The following is a 21,718-nucleotide window of genomic DNA, read 5'->3' as shown; positions in this document are numbered from 1 at the left end:
CCGTCCCAAGGTGTTGTGCGCGCGATTAGATCTCGCGCTCGAACGTGAGGCATGCGACGATCCGCGACTTGCCGGCCATGGGCTCGCCCTGTCAGGGCGGACGGTTGAGACTGGGATTCGCGCACGACGCGTACGGATCCCACACGTGGGTCGCGGCCTGAAGGATAACGGCCATGGAATTCTTGAGCGGCATGGGCGGCAACGCGGCCGGCTTTTTCGGCGCGGTGATCCCGTTCCTGATCGTGCTGACGATCGTCGTGTTCGTGCACGAAATGGGCCATTTCCTGGTCGGGCGCTGGTGCGGGGTTGGCGTCACCGCCTTCTCCATCGGCTTCGGCCCGGAGATCGTCGGCTTCAACGATCGGCGGGGCACCCGCTGGAAGCTCTCGGCGATCCCGCTCGGCGGCTACGTGAAGTTCGTCGGCGACGCCAACGGCGCCAGCGTGCCCGACCCGGAGGCGGTCGCGCGCATGAGCCCGCATGAGCGGGCGGTGAGCTTCCCGACCCAGCCGGTCGCCAAGCGCGCGGCCATCGTCGCCGCCGGCCCCATCGCCAACTTCATCCTGGCGATCGCCGTCTTCGCAGGCGCGATCTATGTCAGCGGCCGCTACGAGACGCCGGCCCGCGTCGAGGCGGTGCAGCCGAACAGCGCCGCCGCGCGGGCCGGCTTCCAGCCCGGCGACGTGATCCGCAGCATCGACGGCCAGACGGTCAACACCTTCAACGATATGCAGCGCGTCGTCTCGGCCGCCGCCGGCTCCTCGCTGGCGGTGACCGTGGACCGCTCCGGCCAAGTCCAGACCCTGACCGCCGTGCCGGACATGATCGAGGAGCGCACGCCCTTCGGTCGCCACCGCTTCGGCCGGCTCGGCATCAACGGGCCGAATGCCGGTGCGGCCAAGCTGGTCCATTACAGCCCGTTCGAGTCGCTGAAGCTCGGCGTCCACGAGACGGCCTTCGTGGTGGAGCGCACCTTCGACTACATCGGCAAGCTCGTCACCGGCCGCGAATCCGCCGACCAGCTCTCCGGCCCGATCGGCATCGCCCGCGTCTCGGGCGAGGTGGCGCGCGTCGGCGGCGTCGGCGGTTTGATCGGACTCGTCGCGCTCCTGTCGGTCTCGATCGGCCTGCTCAACCTGTTCCCGATCCCGCTCCTCGATGGCGGCCACCTGCTGTTCTACGCCTTCGAGGCGGTGCGCGGCCGCCCCCTGAGCGAGCGCGCGCAGGAGATCGGCTTCCGCATCGGGCTGGCCTTCGTGCTGATGCTGATGCTGTTCGCGGCCTGGAACGACATCCTGAATCTCGGCGCCTCGCTGAGCCAGCGCGGCACCTGATCCGGACCCTCTTCCCACGCCCTCTTCCCTGCCCCTTCCCGACCCTGTATCGACGGCCCGGCGACCCCGCCGGGCCGTTCGCTTTTGCGGTGAACGCCGCCTTACTGCGATCAGAACGCGAACCGGAAAGTCGTGCTCTCGATCATATTTACGCCCTATTCACGCTAATCTGAGATCGCGTGAAAAGGTGCTTCGTCGTTAAGTGGCGCGAAGGCCACGACCCCTCAAAATCCCGGTATGTCGGACGGCCGCCGCGTTTGCTTCGTGGGGGAATCCCGATACAAGCGTGGCCGGGACCAGAGGGCGGTGAGCCTTAAGGGCGGCTGCCTGCGGGTGCGAACCCGTGCTGAGACAAAAAGAGACGGGCGATTACATGATGTCGATGACGGGAAAGCGCCGGCGAAAGTCGGCGGAGCGTGCCATCGTTCTGGTCGCCACCGCCGCCACCGTGATCCTCGGCGGCGCGGCCGCGCAGGCGCAGCAAGTCGTCGTCGAAGGCAACCGCCGGGTCGACTCCGACACGATTCGCTCCTACGTCACCGGCACCGCCACCGGGTCTCCCGAGGAGGCGCGGCGCAACCTTCTCGCCACCGGCCTTTTCTCCGACGTGCAGGTCTCTGGACGCGGCGGCACCACCGTGGTGCGCGTGCGTGAGAACAGCGTCGTCGGCCGTGTCTTCTTCGAGGGCAACAAGAAGGTCGAGAAGGCGACGCTCGAGAGCATCGTCGAGACCAAGGACCGCGGCGCTCTGAGCCCGGCGGTGATCGCCGCCGACGTGGAGCGCATCCGCGACGTCTACAAGCGCTCGGGCCGCGGCACCGCCAAGGTCAGCTACCGCCTCGTCGACCTGCCCAGCGGACGCTCCGACGTCATCTACGCCATCGACGAGGGCGACAAGACCGGCATCCGCGAGATCCATTTCATCGGCAACCAGGCCTATTCGGAATCGACCCTCAAGGGTCTGATGTCCTCCTCGGAGATGAACTTCCTCTCGTTCATCAAGACCTCCGACGTCTACGATCCCGATCGCATCTCCGCCGACCTCGACATCGTCCGCCGCTACTACCTCAAGAACGGCTACGCCGACTTCCGCGTCGTCAACGCCGATGCCCGCTACGTCGAGACCGGCGAGGACGCCGGCTGGGTCATCAACGTCACCGTCGAGGAAGGTGAGCAATACACCGTCGGCGCCGTGGCCGTGGACCCGCGCATCGCCGGCATCGACCGCGAGGCGCTCGACGGTCAGATCCGCGCCCAGGTCGGCGACGTCTACAACGCCGAAGACGTCGAGAAGACGCTGGTTGGCGTGACCAACGAGGTCAACCGCCAGGGCTACCCCTTCGCCCAGGTGCGCCCCACCGGCCAGCGCGACCGCGCGACCCATCAGGTCGCCCTCGGCTTCGTCGTCGAGGACGGACCGCGCGTCTACGTCGAGCGCATCAACATCCGCGGCAACACCCGTACCCGCGACTACGTCATCCGCCGCGAACTCGATCTGACCGAGGGCGATGCCTACAACCGCGTTCTGGTGGACCGTGCCGAGCGCCGGCTGAACGGCCTGGGCTTCTTCAAGAAGGTGCGCTTCTCCAACGAGCCGGGCACGGCCCCGGACCGGGTGGTGGTGAACATCGACGTTGAGGATCAGCCCACGGGTTCGTTCTCGGTGGCCGGCGGCTACTCCACCCAGGACGGCATCATCGGCGAAGTCTCGGTCTCCGAGTCGAACTTCCTCGGCCGTGGCCAGTATGTGCGCCTCGCGGTGCAGGGCGGCCAGTTCGCCCGCGGTATCGACTTCTCGTTCACCGAGCCGTACTTCCTCGGCTACCGCCTCGCGGCCGGCTTCGACGCCTTCTACAAATATTCCGACCTGACCCGTTGGTCGCGCTACGAGACGACCGTCTATGGCGGTCAGCTCCGCCTCGGCCTGCCGATCACCGAGGAATTCGGCGTCACCTTCCGCTACTCGATCTACAACACCGAGTTGCGGGTGCCGAACACCATCAAGCGGCCCTACAACGATTGCTCGGTGGCGATCCCCGGCTACACGAGGCTGAACGCGGCCGGCACGATCGATCCGTCGAGCGGCCGCGACGTCGGTGGCCTCCCGGCCTACCCGAACTGCGCCTTCGACGGCGAGGCCTCGATCGCCCTCAAGGGCCAGCAGGGCAACGTGCTGACCTCGCTCGCGGGCGTCACCCTGGCCTACTCGACGCTGGATAACCTTCAGCGGCCCACGAACGGCTTCTACGGCGAGCTGAAGCCGGACGTCGCCGGCATCGGCGGCGACTCCAAGTTCTTCCGCGTGACGGGCGATGCCCGTTACTACAAGGAACTTTGGGAAGACGTGGTCGGCTTCGTGCGACTCCAGGGCGGCCACGTCTCGAACCTCGACGACCAGCCGCTGCGCATCACCGACCAGTTCTTCCTCGGCCCGTCGCTGGTCCGCGGCTTCGCCCCGAACGGCCTCGGCCCGCGCGACATCGGTATCGCCGACGCCCGCTCCAACGCCATCGGCGGCACGACCTACTTCGGCGCCACCGTCGAAGTTCAGTTCCCGATCTGGGGTCTGCCGCGGGATCTCGGCCTGAAGGGCGCGCTCTTCGCCGATGCCGGTACGCTGTTCGGCTATGACGGCCGCCGCAACTTCGACGTGAACCGCGACGGCTTCATCAACGGCTTCGCGCCGGGATCGGGCTGCAACTACACGAACTTCGGTGCCGGTGCGATCACGGTCGAGCCCGAATGCGTGAACGTCCGCGACAAGGCGACGATCCGCTCCTCGGTCGGTGCCTCGATCCTGTGGAACTCGCCGCTCGGCCCGATCCGCTTCGACTACGCCTACGCTCTGTCGAAGGACGAAGGTGTGCAGACGGCTCTGGGCAAGGTCGGCAAGGACCAGCTCCAGGCGTTCCGCTTCTCCGGCGGCTCGCGCTTCTGATCCTCGAAGCCTTGGCTTGAAAGAGCCGCGCCTGACCGTATCCCGGTCAGGCGCGGCTCTTTTGCTTTGTGACGCCCCATCCGTTTCGCTGCGGACGGATGCCCCTTCCGGCGAAGCGCGCTATAGCGGCGCTCAGACCCCTCCCCTGCCGGCGCCTCCGAGCCTCATGTCCGATCCCGTCTTCATCGCGCCGAAAGGCGGCCTGACCCTCGGCAGCGTCGCCGAGGCCTGCGGCGTCCCCCTCCCCGAAGGCGCCGACCCGTCGCAAGCCGTGACCGGCGCCGCCCCCCTCGAAACCGCGGGGCCGAGCGAACTCGCCTACATGGACAACGCGCGCTACGGCGACGCGCTGGCCACGACGCGGGCACTGGCCTGCCTCGTCTCGCCGCGCTTCGCTCCCCGCGTGCCGACCGGCACCGTCGCCCTCGTCACCCGCGATCCCTACCGCGCCTATGCCGGGCTGCTGGCACGCCTCTACGAGGAGGCGATGCGGCCGGGCTCGCTGTTTGCTGCCGCCGGGGTGTCCCCCGGCGCCCATGTCCACCCGCAGGCGCGGCTGGAGGATGGCGTGCGCGTCGATCCCGGCGCCGTCGTCGGCCCCGGTGCCGAGATCGGATCGGGCACGGTGCTCGGCCCCAACGCCGTGATCGGCCCCAACGTGCGGATCGGCCGCGATTGCTCCGTCGGTGCCGGCGCGACCCTGACCCATGCACTGGTCGGCAACCGCGTCATCGTCCATCCCGGCGCCCGGATCGGCCAGGACGGGTTCGGCTTCGCCATGGGCGCGGGCGGCCACATCAAGGTGCCGCAGGTCGGCCGCGTCATCATTCAGGACGATGTCGAGATCGGCGCCAACACCACCATCGACCGGGGTGCCTCGCGCGACACGGTGGTCGGCGAGGGCACCAAGATCGATAACCTCGTGCAGATCGCCCACAACGTGGTGATCGGTCGCCACTGCGTGATCGTCTCCGGCGTCGGCATCTCCGGCTCGACCACGCTGGAGGATTACGTCGTGCTCGGCGGGCAGGTCGGCGTCGTCGGCCACCTGCGCATCGGCATGGGCTCGCAGATCGCCGGCTCCTCCAACGTCAACCGCGACGTGCCACCGGGCTCGCGCTGGGGCGGCACGCCGGCCAAGCCCGTGCGGACGTGGTTCCGGGAGATGACGACGCTGGCCCGCCTCGCCGAGCGCGGAGGCAAGGACGAGGCGGAGGGGTGAGATTCAGGGCTCTGCCCTGAGACCCGCCAAAGGGCTTGCCCTTCGGGAACCCGTTACGGGCTCAAGTCGCGAACAGCTGGCGAATCTCGGGTGAGGCCGCCCAGTGCTCGATCCGGTGGCAGGTCAGGATTTCGCGCGGCTGCCCGCGATAGATCGCGAGGCTTTCCGCGACGAAGGCGTCGAGGCCGAGCGTCGCGGGCGGTGCGCCCCGGCGTTGGCGGCGCTTGAACACCGTGGAGCCCGGCACGCCGTAGAGCATCGCCACCGGCGGATAGACCGGCCAGATCGCGTCATCGAGAAGTTCATCCGGCACGTAGGCCTCCACCGCGACCGGCCGCGGCGTGAGCCCGGCTTCCCGCAGCAGCCGCCCGGCGATGTCGCCGAGCACGCTCAGGCGCGGATGGTTGATGTTGTGCATGAACAGGCCGCCCCGCGACCAGCGCAGCAGATCGCCCGAGAGGTCGAAGCCGATCGCCCGGCTCGATGCGATCAGGTCCGTGGCGGCCAGCCCCCAGGCGTCGAGATAGCCCAGGCGCGAAAACACGTCCTCGCGGAACAGCCCGACGATCCGCTCCTGCGAGAGCCCCTGGAGAAAACCGAACAGGATGATCGCCGAGTGGTAGGCGCCGAGCGGAGACGGCACCAGTGTCATCCGCGCGACCGAGGTGAGGTCCCCGACATAGACCGCATCCGGGTGGAACGCCGTGAAGACGATCGAGGGGAACAGCCGCATCCGTGGCAGCCGTTCGCGCAAAGCCTCCGAGCCGCCCTCCGGGAAGAAGCCCGCCGGGAAGGGTTGGGAGAAGACGTGATCGCAATCGCCGAGCGTGGCGGCGAAGGCATCGAGGCTGCGCTCGCGCTTGCCCAACATGCTCATCGGGATCAGCCGCACCCGCGCGCCCGGCGCGAGGATGCGCACGGCCTCCGCCACGCCCTTCGCCTGGCAATTGCCGATCACCGCGATCCGGGGACCGTTCAGACCGGCCTCGTCCGACCCGCGCCGTCCGGTCCAGGGGGGAGACATGGCTCCGAGCAGCCGGGACAGCCTGAGGGCCAAGGCGGCGCCTACTCGCGCCGCAGCAGGCGGTCGACGACGACGTCGGACCAGAAACCGGGGCGGAAGTTGTGGGTGATCGCCTGCGGGTCGTAGCTGTGCTCGACCCACTCCAGAAAGCTCTGACCCCGCGCCTCGCCCTCGCGGAGATAGGTGGCGAAGAACGCGTCGAGAATGCCGGTCTTGGCAAAGCGGAAATGGCCGTAGCGCGGCGAGAGCTGGCGCAAGGCCTCGCGCACCGGCCGACCTTCATGCAGGATCAGGAACAGGGTCGCGGCAAGCCCGGCCCGGTCCGCCCCCGACTTGCAATGCATCACCGCGGGGTATTCGAGGCCCGCGAAGAAGTCGCGCGCCGCCAGCAGGGTCTCGCGGGAAGGCGCCTCGCGCGAGCGCAGCACGAACTCGACGAGCTTTAGCCCCTGCCGTTCGCAGGCCTCGCGCTGGAGGGGCCAGGAGCCGTGCTCGCGCCCGCCGCGCAGCGAGACGATGGTGCGCACGCCCTGGCGCTTGAACCATGCGAGCTGGTGCGGCGTCGGCTGGGCCGAGCGCCAGACGATCCCGGTGCCGATCCGGTGCCGGTTGAGATAGGCGAGACGGAAAATCCCGTGATCGACCAGCAGCATGTTCGCCCAGGCCTTCGCCCGGTCGACGGAGCCATCGATCGGCCGCTCGAACTTCGCGATGCGGGCCATACGCCGCGCGTAGCGGGTCTCGGGAGGAAGGAAGCGGTTGAACACGGATTGCTGCGCGAGGCGTGTCGGAGCGTTCCTCTAACAGCCCGCGATTCGGGCGACAACGCATCCCGTTTCAGGCCGTTGCCGAACCGCTCGCTTTGCCCTCATCATGCGGCATCGGCTCGTACCCGGACCACACCATGACGACGACCACGGTGAGCATCCGCCGTGCCCGCGCCGCGGACGCGGCCAGCCTCTCGGCGGTCTTCGACGATGCGTGGCGCGAGGCCTATCAGGGCGTGATACCAGGGGTCGCCCTGGAGCGATTCCTGGCCCGGCGCGGGCCGGAGACCTGGCGCGACATGATCGGCGGCGGGCGCGGATTCGCGGTCATCGCCTTCGGCGAGCGGATCGCGGGCTATGCCGCCTACGGCCGGGCGCGCGACCGGGCCATGCGCGCCGACGGAGAGATCGACGAACTCTACATCGCCCCGGAATTCCAGGGCCTCGGGCTCGGCACCCGCCTGTTCCGGGCGGTGCGCAACGACCTGATCGACCGCGGGTTCACCCGCATCGGCGTCTGGGCGCTGGCCGACAACGCCCGCGCCTGCGGCTTCTACGAGGGTTTGGGCGGCGTGGCGGGCGCGGAATCGGTGGAGCGCGTCTCCGGCTTCTGCCTGCCGAAGATCGGCTACCTGTTCACCTGATCGCCTCGGCGCCAGCGAATCGACCAGCGCATCGACCTGACACGACGGCCTTCCGGACCGCCTGAGGGTTCAGACGATGCGAAAGGCCGCCCTTCTATAGGGTTCTAGAAGAACGGGCCGTAGCCGAAACCGGGCCCGAAGCCGGGGCCGAAACCCGGCCCGTAACCGACCGGGCGAAGCGGCGGCCGGAAGTAGCGGGGGCCGTAGGCGAACCGGGGCGGCGGCCCGTAGGCGAAGGGCGGCGGAGGTCCGTAGGCGAAGGGCGGCGGTCCGACGTCGAAGGGCTCGTCGAACACCTCGCGCACGATCCGGGTCCGGTAGACGGGGCGCTCGACCACGATCCGGCGGACGATCCGGGTGCGGTAGACAGGCCGCTCGACGATGACCTCGCGCACGATGCGGCGCGGCCGGCGGACGACGTGGCGCCGGACGATTCTGGATTCCCGATAAACGCTGCGGCGGCCGTATCCGGCCTCTTCGTCCGCCTTCGCGGGAGCCGTGGCGGCGAGGGATCCCACTCCCAAAGCCAGTGCACCCAAGGCGATGATGGCAATGCGATTCATATCCTGCCCTTGCATGGCGCGGGCTCGGGCGACGCCTACGCTCGGTTGTACCTTCATGCTTACGCTTGGACCGACGGAGTGTTCCCGGTCCGGGTTTGCATGGCGCGTTTGCGTGTGCGCCGGGGATAAGCGGGCCGCCGCCCGAAGCTGGAATCAGGGCCGGACGGGGCAAACCAGCGTTTTCCGCCACGCGATGGCGGAGGACACACAACTTGGCCAGAGGGACGATTTCATTTCCCGCTCGCACAATCTAAGACATCGATCGATGGGTGCGGCGTCGTCAGCCGCCCCCGCACGATGCAACCCGCCGGACAGGGCGAAGCGTCCGACGGCCGGATTTCAGAGAGCACAGGCCCATGGACATCAACGCCATCTCGATCGGCAAGAATCCGCCGGACGACGTCAACGTGATCGTCGAAGTGCCGCTCGGCGGCGAGCCGATCAAGTACGAGATGGACAAGGACGCCGGCACGCTCGTCGTCGACCGGTTCCTCTACACGCCGATGTTCTATCCGGGCAATTACGGCTTCATCCCGCATACCCTCTCCGGCGACGGCGATCCCTGCGACGTGCTGGTGGCCAACACCCGCGCGATCATCCCGGGCGCGGTCATCAGCGTGCGCCCCGTCGGCGTTCTGGTGATGGAGGATGACGGCGGCGAGGACGAGAAGATCATCGCCGTCCCCTCGCGCAAGCTGACCCAGCGCTACAACCGCGTTGAGAACTACACCGACCTGCCCGAGATCACGGTCAGCCAGATCCAGCACTTCTTCGAGCACTACAAGGATCTGGAGCCCGGCAAGTGGGTGAAGGTCGTGCGCTGGGGCGACAAGGCGGAGGCCCATCGCCTGATTCTCGAAGGCATCGAGCGCGCCAAGGCCCAGAAGGTCGGCTGATTCGTTCTTCGACGACAGAAGCGGGCCGCAGCGCAGTTCCGTCGCGGCCCGCTTCTCAAGGGTAGGGTCGGTTCCAGGCCGGAACGCCGAACGTCCACCTCAGATGAGGGAACTGGTCTCGTTCATGAGATGAGACCTGATTTCCGCTGCGACCGCATCCGTATGCGTTTGAGCAAGGTCGTGCTCTGCGCCGGGAAAAACGCGAAGACGCGCATTCGGGAGAAGGGCCAGCAGGCGCTCCCCGACGGCGACAGGACTGATCGGGTCCGAGTCGCCCCATAGGAGCAATGTCTGCGCTTCGATTTCCGGAATCCGGCTCGACAGATCACAGACGGGATCGCCGATCCACCGCGCCGCATCGGGGAAAGCGGCAAAGTAATCAGACCGCCAGTCCGCCCCTCCCAAATCGGCGACCGGCACGCCTCCCGACGTCACCGCCAACACGAGGCGTTCGACCAAGTGGGGCTTCGACAAGGCCAGATTGATCGCAATCAGGCCGCCCATCGACTGCGCAACGATGCGGACCGGTTCCGTCATCTCACGCTCCACGAAGGCGCTGAGATCGTCGATTCCCGCAATACCCGGCTGTGGGGGTTCTGCACCCAACCCCGGCCACGACAGGAACGTACCTTCCAGCCCGGCCTTGCGGGCGACCGGCTTCCAGAAGGACGCATGCCCCGAGGCTCCGGGAAGGAAAAGCGTCTTGGCCATGGCTGATCCGAGGCTTAGCTCCGGCAACCCACGGGTACGGAACGGGAAGGCCCCGCAGATCGACCTGAGAAGCGTCAGCGTCCGGACTGTACCGGTGGAACACCGCACCCTGTCACGCCGGAGTCTGTGATCGTCAGGGCACCACGCGGGTCGCGACCGAGGCGCCCGTCAGAATCGCATTGATCGAACTCGGGACGTGCACCGAGCCCACCACGATGGTGAGGCGGCTCTCCCGCGCCAGGGCAAAGGCGGCGGTGTCCATCACCTTGAGATCGCGGGCAATCGCCTCGTCGTGGGTGATGCGATCGTAGCGGATCGCGTCCGGGTCGCGCTTCGGATCGGCCGAGTAGACGCCGTCCACCTGCGTCGCCTTCAGCACGGCATCGCAGCGCAGTTCCGCCGCGCGCAGGACCGCAGCGGTGTCGGTGGTGAAGTACGGGTTGCCGGTGCCACCCGCGAGCACCACGACCTGTCCCTTGTCGAGATGGTGCAGCGCCGGCTGGCGGGCATAGGTCTCGCAGATGGTCGGCATCGACACCGCCGACATGGTGCGCGCCTGAACGCCCGCGGCATTGAGCGCGGTCTCGATGGCGAGCGAATTCATCACCGTCGCCATCATGCCGAGGGAATCGCCCGTCGCCCGGTCGATCCAGCCGGCCTGGGAGATGCGCGCGCCACGGATCAGGTTGCCGCCGCCGACCACCACCGCGATCTGAATCCCGCGGGAGATCGTGGCCGCGATGTCCTCGGCCAAAGACGCCAGCATCGGTGGATGCAGCCAGAAACCGTCTGGGGCGGCCAGGGCCTCCCCGGAGAGTTTGACGAGGACGCGGCGGTAGCTTGTCGTCTCCGACATCGAAGATCCTCGTCGTCTCGGGTTCCGGGCGCCGCGGCTTCTAACAAGACGGGGGGCCGAACGTCGAGGGGCGACGGCATCGCTGCCGCCGCCCCCGTATGACGACCTGTGAGGATCGGTGACGACCGGAGGCCGAACCCGGCTCCCGATGCCCCCTTGCCCAGCCTTTAGCGCGACATGCTCGCGACTTCGGAAGCGAAATCCGGGCCGTCGTCCTTCTCGATGCCCTCGCCCAGCGCGTAGCGGACGAAGCCCTTGATCGCGACCTCGCCGCCGGCCTTGCCCGCGGCTTCCTTGAGGATCTGCGAGACGGTCTTGGAGCCGTCATGGACGAAGGGCTGCTCCAGGAGGGTGACCTCCTTGTAGTAGCTCTTCAGGCCGCTCTCGACGATCTTGGCCATCACGTGGTCCGGCTTGCCGGCGTTCTTCTCGCGCAGGATGTTGCTCTCGCGCTCGACCACGGCCGGATCGACGCCCGAGGCATCGAGCGCCGTCGGGTTGGTGGCGGCGATGTGCATGGCGATCTGGCGGCCGAGCGTGGAGAGGAACTCGACGTCCCCCTCGGACTCGAGCGCCACGAGCACGCCGATCTTGCCGAGGCCTTCGTTGATCTGGCCGTGGACGTAGGAGGCGATCACGCCCTTGCTCACTTCGAGCTTGGAGACGCGGCGCAGGGTCATGTTCTCGCCGATGGTGGCGATGAGGTTCGAGAGCTTCTCCTGCACCGTCTCGGACGAGCCGGGGAAGGTCGCGGCCTGGAGCCCTTCGAGGGTGCCGTCGGTGTTGAGCGCGAGCTTGGCGGCCTCGCGGGCGAAGGCCTGGAAGCCGTCGTTGCGGGCGACGAAGTCGGTCTCGGAATTCACCTCGACCACCGCGGCGTGGCGGCCGGCGGACTCGACGGCGACGAGGCCCTCGGCGGCGACGCGGCCAGCCTTCTTGGCGGCCTTGGCGAGACCCTTCTTGCGCAGCCAATCGACCGCCGCTTCGAGGTCGCCGTTGGTCTCGTTGAGCGCGCCCTTGCAATCCATCATGCCGGCGCCGGTCTTTTCGCGAAGCTCTTTCACGAGTGCGGCGGTGATGTTGGCCATGGCGATCCTCTCGAGGTCTTGAAGAACGGGGCTTGAAGAGCGGGTCTTCAAGTGAATGAGCCCGGCGCTCTTTGAAAGCACCGGGCTTTGCAGGAAGATGACGGTCGGGCCGCCGGGCGAAAAAGCCCGGCGGTGAACGCGGGACTTACGCCGCGGAGGCCTCGACGAAGGCGCGGGACTGCTCGACCCAGCCGTCGCGGGCGAAGCGGCCGTTGAGCTTCAGGTCGGCGTCGAGCTTGGCCACGTCCTCGGGCTGCATCGCGGCGATCTGCCAGTAGTGCCACACGCCGGCATCGTTGAGCTTCTGCACGAGCTGCGGGCCGACGCCGTTGAGCTTGGTCAGGTCGTCGGGCGCGCCGCGCGGGGCGGCGAGCTGCTCGAAATGCTCGGTCGACTCGGCAAGCGCGGCAACGTCGGCCGGGGCGATCGCGTCGGAAGCCACGGACACCGCGACGTCGTCGTTGGCCGGCGGCAGTTCCTCGGCGGTCGGCTCCTCGGAGGCGCCCATGTCGAGGCCGAGCGCGCCCTGGCCGCGGCCGATGCCCTCGATCGCCGCACGGGCGATGAGATCGCAGTACAGCGCGATGGCGCGGCCGGCGTCGTCATTGGCGGGGACGATGTAGGAGATGCCGTCCGGGTTGCAGTTCGTGTCGACGATGGCGGCAACCGGGATGCCGAGGCGCTGGGCCTCCTTGATCGCGAGCTGCTCCTTGTTGGTGTCGATCACGAACAGCAGGTCGGGCACGCCGCCCATATCCTTGATGCCGCCGAGCGCCTTCTCGAGCTTGTCCTTCTCACGCGTCAGCATGAGGCGCTCCTTCTTGGTGAGGCCGACGGCCCCGCCTTCGAGCGTCTCATCGACCTTGCGCAGGCGCTGGATCGAGCCGGAGATGGTCTTCCAGTTGGTCAGCATGCCGCCGAGCCAGCGGGAGTTGACGTAGTACTGGGCCGAGCGCTTGGCGGCTTCGGCGATGGAATCCGCCGCCTGGCGCTTGGTGCCGACGAACAGCACGCGACCGCCGCGGGCAACCGTGTCGCTCACCGCCTGGAGGGCGGCGTGCAGCGCCGGCACCGTCTGGGCGAGGTCGATGATGTGGATGTTGTTGCGGGTGCCGAAGATGTAGGGCTGCATCTTCGGGTTCCAGCGGTGCGACTGGTGCCCGAAATGGGCGCCGGCCTCGAGGAGCTGGCGCATAGAGAAATCGACGGCCATGATCTTTGGTCTCTCCGGTTGATACCGCCGCGGAGGAGTAGCTGGCCAATCGGCCGGCCACCGGAAACGCCCCATTCAGGCATGGGGCCGGCTCCGCGTGTGGGATGGGCGGGGCGTTAGCAGATGGAAGCGTGCGACGCAAGGCGGGGCCGGGACGGCATCTGCGTCCCGGCCCCGCCGCCATGTCGAACTCTTTGTCCCGCCCCGTCGGTCTGACGAGGCGGTTGGAGGGCGATGCTTCAGGCCGCCCGCACGGTGGTGAGGAAGCGGGTCATCTCCGTGTTCAGGCGCTCGGCCTGCCGGGAGAGGTCCGATGCCGAGTGCAGCACCTGGGACGCGGCCGCCCCGGTCTCCTCGGCGGCGTTAGCGACGCCCGCGATGTTGTTCGTCACCTCGGACGTGCCGGTCGAGGCCTGGCCGACATTGCGCACGATCTCCTGGGTGGCTGCGCCCTGCTCTTCCACCGCCGCCGCGATGCCGGTGGCGACGCCGCTGATCTCGCGGATGCGGGTGCTGATGCCGTCGATCGCCGAGACGGCCTCGCCGGTCGCCCCCTGAATGCGGGCGATCTGGGTCGAGATCTCCTCGGTCGCCCGCGCCGTCTGGTTGGCGAGCTCCTTGACCTCGGCGGCGACGACGGCAAAGCCGCGACCGGCCTCCCCGGCCCGCGCCGCCTCGATCGTTGCGTTGAGGGCCAGCAGGTTGGTCTGGCCGGCGATGGTCGAGATCAGCGCCACCACATCGCCGATCCGCGCCGCGGCCTCCGAGAGATCGCGGACCAGGGCGACGGTCTGCCCGGCCTCGCCGGCGGCGACCCCAGCGAGTTCGGCCGAGCCGGCGACCTGCCGCCCGATCTCCTGCACCGACGCGCCGAGTTCCTCGCTCGCGGCGGCCACCATGCCGACATTGCCGGCCGCCTGCTCGGCCGCAGCGGCCACGGCGGTGGATTGTGCCGCGGTCTCCGTCGCGATCGCAGTCATGCTCTGAGCCGTGACCTGAAGCTCGGTCGCCGCCGCGGTCACCGTGCCTAGGATGCCGCCGACCGCCTGCTCGAAGCCGTCGGCCATCTCGCGCATGCCGGCCTTGCGCTGCTCTTCCGCCGAGGCGCGGGCGAGTTCGGTTTCCTTCTCGAGCGCGCGGGCCCGCAGCAGGTTGTCGCGGAAGACGTGGACGGTGGCGGACATCTCCCCGATCTCGTCGCGCCGCTGCGCGAAGGGGATCGGCGCATCGGTGTCACCGCCGGCCAGACGGCGCATTGCCGCCGTCATCCGCTCGATCGGGCGCGACACGCCGACGAAGGAGAAGATCATCGCGCCGAAGGCCGTCAGCGTCGTGACGCAGAGCGCCACCAGCGTGACCTTCACCGCCGTGGCCTGCTCGGCGCGGATCGCGGTGTCGGCGACCTTGCTGGCAGCCAGGTTGACATCGACGAGGGCCCGCGCCGCCTCGGAGGTGGCGAGGTAGCGCGTGTTCATGGGGCCGCGGAAGTAGTTGAGCGCCTCATCCTGCTGGTCGGGCCGGAAGTCGCGAAGCCGGTCCCAATCGGGCTTCAATTGTTCCAGCTTGGCCAGGAGATCGTTGTAGATCCGCTGCTCCTCGGGCGAGGAGACCAGCCGACGATACGCTTCGACCTTGGCATCACGGTCCCGTATGAAAGCCTTAACCTTCTCACCGCTTTCGGCCCGCACGGTCTCGTTCTCGGCCGTCACATAGCGGAACTGCCACAGCCGCGTCCGAATTATGAAGGCGTTGATGCTGTGGGCCTCGTTGATCGACGGGATCGTGGTGTCAAGGAGCTCCGTCGTCCGCTCACCGATCGTGTCGAGCTTGATCAAGGCGAGAACGCCCTGCCCGACGGCGAACAGCAGCATGAGCGCGAACAGCCCCATGAGAGTGCGCTTGAGTGTCATTGTCACGAGATACCTGCGTCGAATTCGAAGACGCCGAATGCTTTCCGCAACCCGCTTAAGAAATGTTATCACCGCGTCGAGGTTGACTACCGAGAGGCTCTTTCATCCCCATCGCATCGGGCCGGCACCTTTAGAATCTCATCTTTTCGCTCGGTTTTTGGTGAACTGGCGCGTTTTTCATCAGAATACACGCGGGTCGCGCCGTGGAAGCCTCGGCCTTCGCTCCACGGAGACGGGCGATGGCCTCCCTCCCTTCACCTACCTGCGGCGTGAAGCCTGGGCGGTCATCGGGGGCCGCCCCTCGGATCGGCCGGCACGGCCGCCTTCGGCGGTGTCGGGCTTCAGATGATGCTGGCCGAGCAGCCCCCGCTGGTGATGCAGATCCTGGTATGGCCGGGCCTCATCGGGTCTCTCTGCGGCACCCCCCTGATGCTTTTTGCCGCCATCCGGGGAATCTCGCTCCGGCTCGATGACAGTGGCTTTGCGCTTCGGGACACGTGGTGGGTCAAACGTCTGTCATGGGCCGACGCCGACGGTTTCACGACGGCCACCGTCGCAGGTTCATCGACACGCCTGACGGTGTTCGACGATGCAACGGTCCGCAACACGCGGCTCGCCAACCTGAACCGCACACTCACCGGCCGCAACGCGGCCTTTCCGGACACGTTCGGGCTCGATCCCGATGATCTAGCGGCGCTGCTCACCGCGTGGCGGGCACGGGCGCTTCAGGCGGAAACGGAACCGGGTTCCGTCCCGCCCGAACGGCGCTAGCCCGACCGGCTCCCGCTACGCCGCCGAGGCCACCGCCGGGGAGATCATCTTGCGGGCCTTCTTGTCCTCGGTCGTGCCGAGGAAGGCCTGAGCCTCTTCCTTGCGCTCGAAGACGTGGGGGGCGACGCCGCGCTTGGTCAGCGCCTCCTCCATCTTCAGGCGCAGGAAGGCGCTGGTCGCGTAGCGGGTCGTCGTCGCGTAGTAGTTCGCCTGGAGATATTGGATCATCCCGGCATAGTCGTCGTAGAGGTTCTCGTTGAGCCGGAAGCCGTCGTGATTGATGACGGCGTTGACCCGCTGGCCGGCCTTGCGGCAGGCCTCGACGATGGTCATGCGCAATTCGTCCATGTCGCTCTTCACCCGGCAGTACCAGCCTTCCAAGTTGATGAAGAGGATGTTGCGCTCGGCATCCAGGCTGACACGCGACTTCAGGTCGAGGTTGAGCAGATCCGAGATCAGCTCCATCGGCTCCTCGCGGAAGATGCGCGCGTCCATCGGCACCGGATTGCGTACGATGGGAGAGAAATCCATGTGGGCGAGGATGTCGCGCTCGATATCGATGCCCGGCGCCACCTCGATCAGTTCGAGCCCTTCCTTCGTCAGTTGGAAGACGCAGCGCTCGGTGACGTAGATCACCGGCTGCGAGCGCTCGACCGCGTAGGGGCCGGAGAAGGTGTTCTGCTGCACCTCCGTCACGAATTTGCGGGCGCGGCCCTCGGTGACGATCTTCACCTGACCGTCCTGCACCGCGATCTCCAGGCCGCCCGCGGTGAAGGTGCCGGCGAAGACGACCGAGCGGGCGTTCTGCGAGATGTTGATGAAGCCGCCGCAGCCGTTGAGCTTGCCCCCGAACTTCGAGGTGTTGACGTTGCCGGCGCCGTCGCACTCGGCCATGCCGAGGCAGGTCATGTCGAGGCCGCCGCCGTCGTAGAAGTCGAACATCTGGTTCTGGTCGATGATGCAATCGGCATTCGTCGCCGCGCCGAAGCTCGATCCGGAGGCCAGCACACCGCCGACGGCGCCCGCTTCCGTCGTCAGGGTGATGTAGGGGGTGATCTTCTCCTCGTTGGCGACGGAGGAGATGCCCTCGGGCGCACCGACGCCGAGATTGACCACGCCGTTGGGCGGCAGCTCGAAGGCGGCGCGGCGCGCGATGATCTTGCGCTCGTTGAGCGGCATCCGCTTGATGCCGGTGACGGGCACCCGGATCTCGCCCGCGAGCGCGGCGTCGTACATCACGCCGTAATTCATGCGGTGCATCTCGGGCTCGGCCACGACGACGCAATCCACGAGGATGCCGGGGACGCGCACATCCTTGGGCAGCAGGTAGCCGTCATCGACGATGCGCTCGACCTGGGCGATGACGATGCCGCCATTGTTGCGCGCGGCCATGGCCTGGGCGAGGCAATCGAGGGTCAACGCTTCCTTTTCGAAGGAGAGGTTGCCCGACGGGTCGGCGGAGGTGGCGCGGATGAAGGCCACGTCGATCTTGGTGGCGGTGTAGAACAGCCACTCCTCGCCATCGACCTCGACGAGCTTGACGATGTCCTCGGTGGTCAGGTCGTTGACCTTGGCCCCGCCGTGGCGCGGATCGACATAGGTCTTCAGCCCGACCTTCGAGAACAGGCCCGGCTGGCCGGCGGCACAGGCGCGGTAGAGCTGGGAGATCACGCCCTGGGGCAGGTTGTAGCCACGGATCAGGTTGGCCTGCGCGGCCTGCGCGACCTTCGGCATACGCCCGAAATTGGCGGCGATGACGCGGGAGAGAAGCCCGTCGTGATGCAGGCGACCGGTGCCCAGCCCTTTGCTGTCACCCGCGCCCGCGGTCATGATCAGGGTGAGGCCACGCGGCGAACCGGTTTCGACGAAGCGCTTCTCCAACGCCGCGTGCAGCGCCTCCGGAATGCAGCTCTGGACGAAGCCGGTCGTGGTGAGGACGTCGTTCTCGCGAATCAGTGCGATCGCTTCCTCGGCCGTGATGACCTTGTTCTTCTTCATAGGGCCCGCCGTCCTCCACGTTCCTGGCCTGGCCGGACGGTACCGCCCGCCTCTTGCCGCTTCCGCCCGGAATATTGTCGGCCGCCCCTGTGACACCGGACAAGTCCCGGCCTCACAGGGGCGGCTGAATTCTGCATACAATTCTCGTTGCGGTGCATCGATATGCTGTCGCACTGCAAGAAACTGCACGTCTTGTCTGTGACAATACCCGAAAACCTTCGCAGCGTACGCCTGAAAAACACTTCGTTCCAGATTGAGAAAAATTGCAGATGCTCCGCTGACGGGCCACGGCGGCGGCGATGCCGTCTGCGACCGCACGGCTGGGGAGCAGCGTCCCGCCGGCCGCGCTTGCTCGTGCGGCGGCGCGTGATTACGAGAGCCGCGATGCCCGGAACATCCTTCGGGCCGCCGCACACTCGAAGACCTTTCGGAGATCTCCCATGGGCTTTCTCGCCGACGCCCTCTCGCGGGTGAAGCCGTCCGCGACCATCGCGATGACCCAGAAGGCGCGCGAGCTGAAAGCCTCGGGCGTCGATGTCATCAGCCTCTCGGTCGGCGAGCCGGATTTCGACACGCCCGACCACATCAAGGAGGCGGCGATCGACGCGATCCGCCGCGGCGAGACCAAGTACCCGCCCGTCTCCGGCATCAATCCGCTGCGTGAGGCCATCGTCAAGAAGTTCAAGCGCGAGAACGGGCTCGACTACAAGGTCTCGCAGACCATCGTCGGCACCGGCGGCAAGCACGTCATCTACAACGCGCTGCTCGCGACCCTGAACCCCGGCGACGAGGTGGTGATCCCCCGCCCCTACTGGGTCTCCTATCCGGAGATGGTGATCCTGTGCGGCGGCACGCCGGTCTTTGCCGAGACCGACATGGCGCATGATTTCAAGCTCCAGCCGGAGGAGCTGGAGCGCGTCATCACCCCGAAGACCAAGTGGATCATCCTCAACTCGCCGTCGAACCCCTCGGGCGCCGCCTATACCCGCGACGAGATGAAGAAGATCACCGACGTGCTGATGCGGCATCCGCAGGTCTGGGTGCTCACCGACGACATGTACGAGCACCTGACCTACGGCGACTTCGAGTTCGTCACCCCGGCCCAGGTCGAGCCCGGCCTCTACGAGCGCACGCTGACCATGAACGGCGTCTCGAAGGCCTATGCCATGACCGGCTGGCGCATCGGCTACGCCGCGGGCCCCGAGCAGCTCATCAAGGCGATGGACTTCGTCCAGGGCCAGCAGACCTCGGGCGCCTCCTCGATCTCGCAATGGGCGGCGGTGGCCGCGCTCGACGGCACGCAGGAGCACCTCGCGCGCTTCAAGGCGGCGTTCCAGGAGCGGCGCGACCTCGTGGTCTCGATGCTCAACCAGACCAACGGCCTGAAATGCCCGGTGCCGGAGGGGGCGTTCTACGTCTACCCATCCTGCGCCGAGCTGATCGGCAAGACGACCGAGACCGGCAAGACCATCGGCTCGGACCAGGACTTCGTCACCGAGCTGCTCCAGGCGGAGGGCGTCGCCGCGGTCCACGGCTCGGCCTTCGGCCTGGGCCCGAACCTGCGCATCTCCTACGCCACCTCCAACAAGACCCTGGAAGAGGCCTGCCGCCGCATCCAGCGCTTCTGCGGCTCGCTGCGGTAAGCGGCACTTCGGCTGCCTTAGACAGCAGCCCATCACATCTCAGCCGGGGACCATGTCCCCGGCCCAGGGATCGACCAGAGCGACCCCGGTCTTCCGATAATCGTCGAGATTGCGGGTCACGACCGTGCACCCGTTCTGAAGCGCTGTCGCAGCGATGATGAGATCGGGCTGCGAGAAGGTATGGCGAACCCGTCGCCCCTCCTCGACGAGGATCCGCCATCGCAGCATGACATCTTCGGTGACGGGCAGAACGCGCCCCTCGAACATCGGGCGGATGCCTGTGTCGAGCCAATCGCGAAGGGCCGCTCGCTTCGCTTCGTCGCCAAGACGCTCGATGCCGAACCGGATTTCCGCCAAGCTTACGGTGCTGACATACAGGCTGGCGAGCGGCTGAGCGCTGACGAAGGCGAGGACCTTGGGCTCCGGCCGCGGCCGGCGCAGTTCAGAGAGAACGTTCGTATCGAGGAGCCAACCCGTCACAACGCCGGGTCGCGCACGGGCATCGGATAGCGCTCAGGCTCGATCTCGATGTCTTGGTACGGCGAGGCCTGAAAGGCAGCGACCAGAGCCGCCCCCGTCGCCTCGCCCTTCAGGCGCCGGAACTCTTCCGCGGGGATGACGACGACCTCCTCGTCTCCTCGAACCGTCACGTATTGCGGTCCCTCGCTTCGCACGCGCCGGACGAGCTCGCCGAAGCGGGCCCTGGCATCCACCAGCCGCCACGTGCGACCCGAGGCAGTCCCCGGACCGGTTGGATTGGACCGTCCCTTCATACGGTCGAGGGTAGCAGGTCCCTCCAGCGTTTCAACGCGCTGATCCACTCGACGCAGGCCCCTTGCCGTGAAGCGAAAGCGTCGCGGCATCACGGCGCGGTTGCCGTTGGCGGCGCGGGCCTCTACATCGGCCCTCCCCGCGGCCGATGCGCCTGATGGTTTCGCGAGCCCTCTCAGGCTTGCGTGGTGGCGGGGCCGGCAGTGACGGGGCGGTGCGGACCAGTTCTCTGCGCCGTTCCTGTGACGCTCAGTGGGCCGAGCGGCTGCAGGTGCGTCGGGAGCGCGGGGAACAGGAACCGCGATCTCGGCGCAAGGCCCACCTACCCGAATTCCCCCCGCCCCAGGCCGGCATTCGTCCGGCCCGGGGCTGGGAGACCGGCGAGCGAAGCGTTAACGGTCTTTCTCAAGGGAAAGCGAACCGATCGCGGGCGATTTATCGCAGATTGTCGCCGAAAGGTCGCACCATGTCTCAGGTCGCCAGAGCTCGCACATCCGCTCGCCAGTATCTGCCGGAATCGAAGCTCGACGACCTCGCCAGCAGCCTGCGGCGGCTGGCCAACCATCGCGGCCTCGTCCGCAGCGAGATTGCCAGCCCGATGCTGTTGCGCCTTCTGCCGCCGCCGCGGCGTGTCGAGGAGAAGCAGTACGAGGCCGACCTACGCCAGCGCCTCACCGACGCCAATCTCGACGGGCCGCGCATCGCCTATCTGATGGCCGACGCCGAGCGTGAGATCGCGGTCGCCCACACGCGGCTGTCGGGCTGAACGGTTCGTCACGCAGCAACGGAGGCGAGCGTACCAGCCTCGTGACAAACCCTATGGCAATCCTTCACCGAGGAGGGGGCGGCCGGCGCCATGTCGTATGCGCGTCACGATGATTTCGTCGGCAACGACACGATAAAACAGAATGTAGGGATAGGGTGTCAGCACGATGCGACGCGCACCCTTACGACTCGTGGCTTGCCCGGCCAACGGATAATCTTCCAGCAGGCCGATGACCGCCGAGAACCGTGTCCGCATACCGGCGGCACCGTGCGGCGAGTGAACCTCCGCTTCCCCCAAAATGCGCTCGATCTGACGCAAGGCGGCAAGCGTGAACCGGACCTTCACAGGCCGAGCTTCGCCCGCAGCGTCCGCATCTGCTCGTCCGAGGCAAGTTTGCCGAGCGCGATCTCTTCGTCGGCCATAGCGAGGTCGGCATCCTCCTCCGGCGTCAATGGATAGACGGGCCCCTCATCGCCGGCGAGGCGCAGCAGCAAGCGGGCGACATCATCCTGCGTTCGCTGGGGAAGCGCGCGGACGCGCTCGATGGCTTGTTCGAACAGTTCGCTCATACGAGCATCATGCAACAGTTTCGGCCGTGAGGCA

21 protein-coding genes are annotated in these 21,718 nt (G+C 67.4%); 8 read left to right on the top strand and 13 right to left on the bottom strand.

Annotation, left to right across the window (positions count from 1 at the left end; translation table 11 throughout):
* Window positions 1–173: 173 nt before the first annotated feature.
* The 3 genes from rseP (at window position 174) to lpxD (ending at window position 5,494) form a co-directional block, all read left to right on the top strand.
* Entirely contained in the window at window positions 174–1,334 is a 1,161-nt protein-coding gene (gene rseP / locus ASF53_RS05045) for an RIP metalloprotease RseP (protein WP_056194858.1), read from the top strand.
* Window positions 1,335–1,707: 373 nt separating this feature from the next.
* Complete coding sequence (gene bamA / locus ASF53_RS05040) at window positions 1,708–4,272, top strand: outer membrane protein assembly factor BamA (protein WP_056194854.1); 2,565 nt, start codon at window positions 1,708–1,710, stop codon at window positions 4,270–4,272.
* 166 nt (window positions 4,273–4,438) lie between these two features.
* On the top strand, window positions 4,439–5,494 hold the full coding sequence (lpxD, locus tag ASF53_RS05035; RefSeq protein ID WP_056194852.1) for a UDP-3-O-(3-hydroxymyristoyl)glucosamine N-acyltransferase: 1,056 nt from the start codon (window positions 4,439–4,441) through the stop codon (window positions 5,492–5,494).
* 61 nt (window positions 5,495–5,555) lie between these two features.
* Here lpxD and ASF53_RS05030 read toward each other — a convergent pair whose 3' ends face one another.
* The gene (locus ASF53_RS05030) at window positions 5,556–6,551 is read right to left on the bottom strand and encodes a WcbI family polysaccharide biosynthesis putative acetyltransferase (RefSeq protein ID WP_056194848.1); all 996 of its coding nucleotides are present in this window, start codon (window positions 6,549–6,551) and stop codon (window positions 5,556–5,558) included.
* 8 nt (window positions 6,552–6,559) lie between these two features.
* Complete coding sequence (locus tag ASF53_RS05025) at window positions 6,560–7,285, bottom strand: fused DSP-PTPase phosphatase/NAD kinase-like protein (protein ID WP_056194844.1); 726 nt, start codon at window positions 7,283–7,285, stop codon at window positions 6,560–6,562.
* Window positions 7,286–7,422: 137 nt separating this feature from the next.
* On the opposite strand from ASF53_RS05025, the gene ASF53_RS05020 reads away from it, so the two are divergent.
* Complete coding sequence (locus ASF53_RS05020) at window positions 7,423–7,929, top strand: GNAT family N-acetyltransferase (RefSeq protein ID WP_056194841.1); 507 nt, start codon at window positions 7,423–7,425, stop codon at window positions 7,927–7,929.
* A 104-nt stretch (window positions 7,930–8,033) separates the two neighbouring features.
* Here ASF53_RS05020 and ASF53_RS05015 read toward each other — a convergent pair whose 3' ends face one another.
* Window positions 8,034–8,492 carry a hypothetical protein gene (locus tag ASF53_RS05015; RefSeq protein WP_082482311.1) on the bottom strand — a complete coding sequence of 153 codons (459 nt, stop codon included), beginning with the start codon at window positions 8,490–8,492 and terminating at the stop codon, window positions 8,034–8,036.
* 356 nt (window positions 8,493–8,848) lie between these two features.
* Between ASF53_RS05015 and ppa the strand changes: the two genes are divergently transcribed.
* Complete coding sequence (gene ppa, locus ASF53_RS05010) at window positions 8,849–9,388, top strand: inorganic diphosphatase (protein ID WP_056194836.1); 540 nt, start codon at window positions 8,849–8,851, stop codon at window positions 9,386–9,388.
* A 99-nt stretch (window positions 9,389–9,487) separates the two neighbouring features.
* Here the strand turns inward: ppa and ASF53_RS05005 are convergent, their stop codons facing one another.
* The 5 genes from ASF53_RS05005 to ASF53_RS04985 form a co-directional block, all read right to left on the bottom strand.
* Window positions 9,488–10,099: an alpha/beta fold hydrolase gene (locus ASF53_RS05005; protein WP_056194833.1), complete on the bottom strand. Its 612-nt coding sequence runs from the start codon at window positions 10,097–10,099 to the stop codon at window positions 9,488–9,490.
* A gap of 133 nt (window positions 10,100–10,232) precedes the next feature.
* Entirely contained in the window at window positions 10,233–10,955 is a 723-nt protein-coding gene (pyrH, locus tag ASF53_RS05000; RefSeq protein WP_056194830.1) for a UMP kinase, read from the bottom strand.
* A gap of 167 nt (window positions 10,956–11,122) precedes the next feature.
* Window positions 11,123–12,043, bottom strand: a complete 921-nt coding sequence (gene tsf / locus ASF53_RS04995; RefSeq protein WP_056194825.1) for a translation elongation factor Ts — start codon at window positions 12,041–12,043, stop codon at window positions 11,123–11,125.
* A gap of 145 nt (window positions 12,044–12,188) precedes the next feature.
* Complete coding sequence (locus ASF53_RS04990; RefSeq protein ID WP_056194820.1) at window positions 12,189–13,256, bottom strand: 30S ribosomal protein S2; 1,068 nt, start codon at window positions 13,254–13,256, stop codon at window positions 12,189–12,191.
* A 239-nt stretch (window positions 13,257–13,495) separates the two neighbouring features.
* The gene (locus tag ASF53_RS04985; protein WP_056194818.1) at window positions 13,496–15,166 is read right to left on the bottom strand and encodes a methyl-accepting chemotaxis protein; all 1,671 of its coding nucleotides are present in this window, start codon (window positions 15,164–15,166) and stop codon (window positions 13,496–13,498) included.
* Window positions 15,167–15,511: 345 nt separating this feature from the next.
* Here ASF53_RS04985 and ASF53_RS04980 point away from each other — a divergent pair, with 345 nt between their 5' ends.
* Window positions 15,512–15,937, top strand: a complete 426-nt coding sequence (locus tag ASF53_RS04980) for a hypothetical protein (protein ID WP_056194815.1) — start codon at window positions 15,512–15,514, stop codon at window positions 15,935–15,937.
* Between the two features lie 15 nt (window positions 15,938–15,952).
* On the opposite strand, the gene ASF53_RS04975 is transcribed toward ASF53_RS04980, so the two are convergent.
* Window positions 15,953–17,935, bottom strand: a complete 1,983-nt coding sequence (locus tag ASF53_RS04975; RefSeq protein ID WP_056194811.1) for an acyl CoA:acetate/3-ketoacid CoA transferase — start codon at window positions 17,933–17,935, stop codon at window positions 15,953–15,955.
* Window positions 17,936–18,375: 440 nt separating this feature from the next.
* On the opposite strand from ASF53_RS04975, the gene ASF53_RS04970 reads away from it, so the two are divergent.
* The gene (locus tag ASF53_RS04970; protein WP_012253580.1) at window positions 18,376–19,578 is read left to right on the top strand and encodes a pyridoxal phosphate-dependent aminotransferase; all 1,203 of its coding nucleotides are present in this window, start codon (window positions 18,376–18,378) and stop codon (window positions 19,576–19,578) included.
* 39 nt (window positions 19,579–19,617) lie between these two features.
* Here the strand turns inward: ASF53_RS04970 and ASF53_RS04965 are convergent, their stop codons facing one another.
* Both ASF53_RS04965 and ASF53_RS04960 read right to left on the bottom strand, forming a co-directional pair.
* On the bottom strand, window positions 19,618–20,058 hold the full coding sequence (locus ASF53_RS04965; RefSeq protein WP_056194809.1) for a type II toxin-antitoxin system VapC family toxin: 441 nt from the start codon (window positions 20,056–20,058) through the stop codon (window positions 19,618–19,620).
* Complete coding sequence (locus tag ASF53_RS04960; RefSeq protein WP_056194806.1) at window positions 20,055–20,351, bottom strand: type II toxin-antitoxin system Phd/YefM family antitoxin; 297 nt, start codon at window positions 20,349–20,351, stop codon at window positions 20,055–20,057. Before ASF53_RS04960 ends, ASF53_RS04965 begins: the two co-directional genes overlap by 4 nt.
* A 464-nt stretch (window positions 20,352–20,815) precedes the next feature.
* On the opposite strand from ASF53_RS04960, the gene ASF53_RS04955 reads away from it, so the two are divergent.
* Entirely contained in the window at window positions 20,816–21,115 is a 300-nt protein-coding gene (locus ASF53_RS04955; RefSeq protein WP_056194804.1) for a hypothetical protein, read from the top strand.
* A 51-nt stretch (window positions 21,116–21,166) separates the two neighbouring features.
* On the opposite strand, the gene ASF53_RS04950 is transcribed toward ASF53_RS04955, so the two are convergent.
* Window positions 21,167–21,460 carry a type II toxin-antitoxin system RelE/ParE family toxin gene (locus ASF53_RS04950; RefSeq protein WP_056194800.1) on the bottom strand — a complete coding sequence of 98 codons (294 nt, stop codon included), beginning with the start codon at window positions 21,458–21,460 and terminating at the stop codon, window positions 21,167–21,169.
* Entirely contained in the window at window positions 21,457–21,684 is a 228-nt protein-coding gene (locus ASF53_RS04945; RefSeq protein ID WP_056194795.1) for a hypothetical protein, read from the bottom strand. Before ASF53_RS04945 ends, ASF53_RS04950 begins: the two co-directional genes overlap by 4 nt.
* Window positions 21,685–21,718 lie beyond the last annotated feature (34 nt).

It is taken from the genome of Methylobacterium sp. Leaf123, assembly GCF_001423405.1.
Lineage (GTDB): Bacteria > Pseudomonadota > Alphaproteobacteria > Rhizobiales > Beijerinckiaceae > Methylobacterium.
The sequence above is the reverse complement of the archived record's forward strand: the minus strand, read 5'-3'. Positions and strand labels throughout refer to the sequence as shown.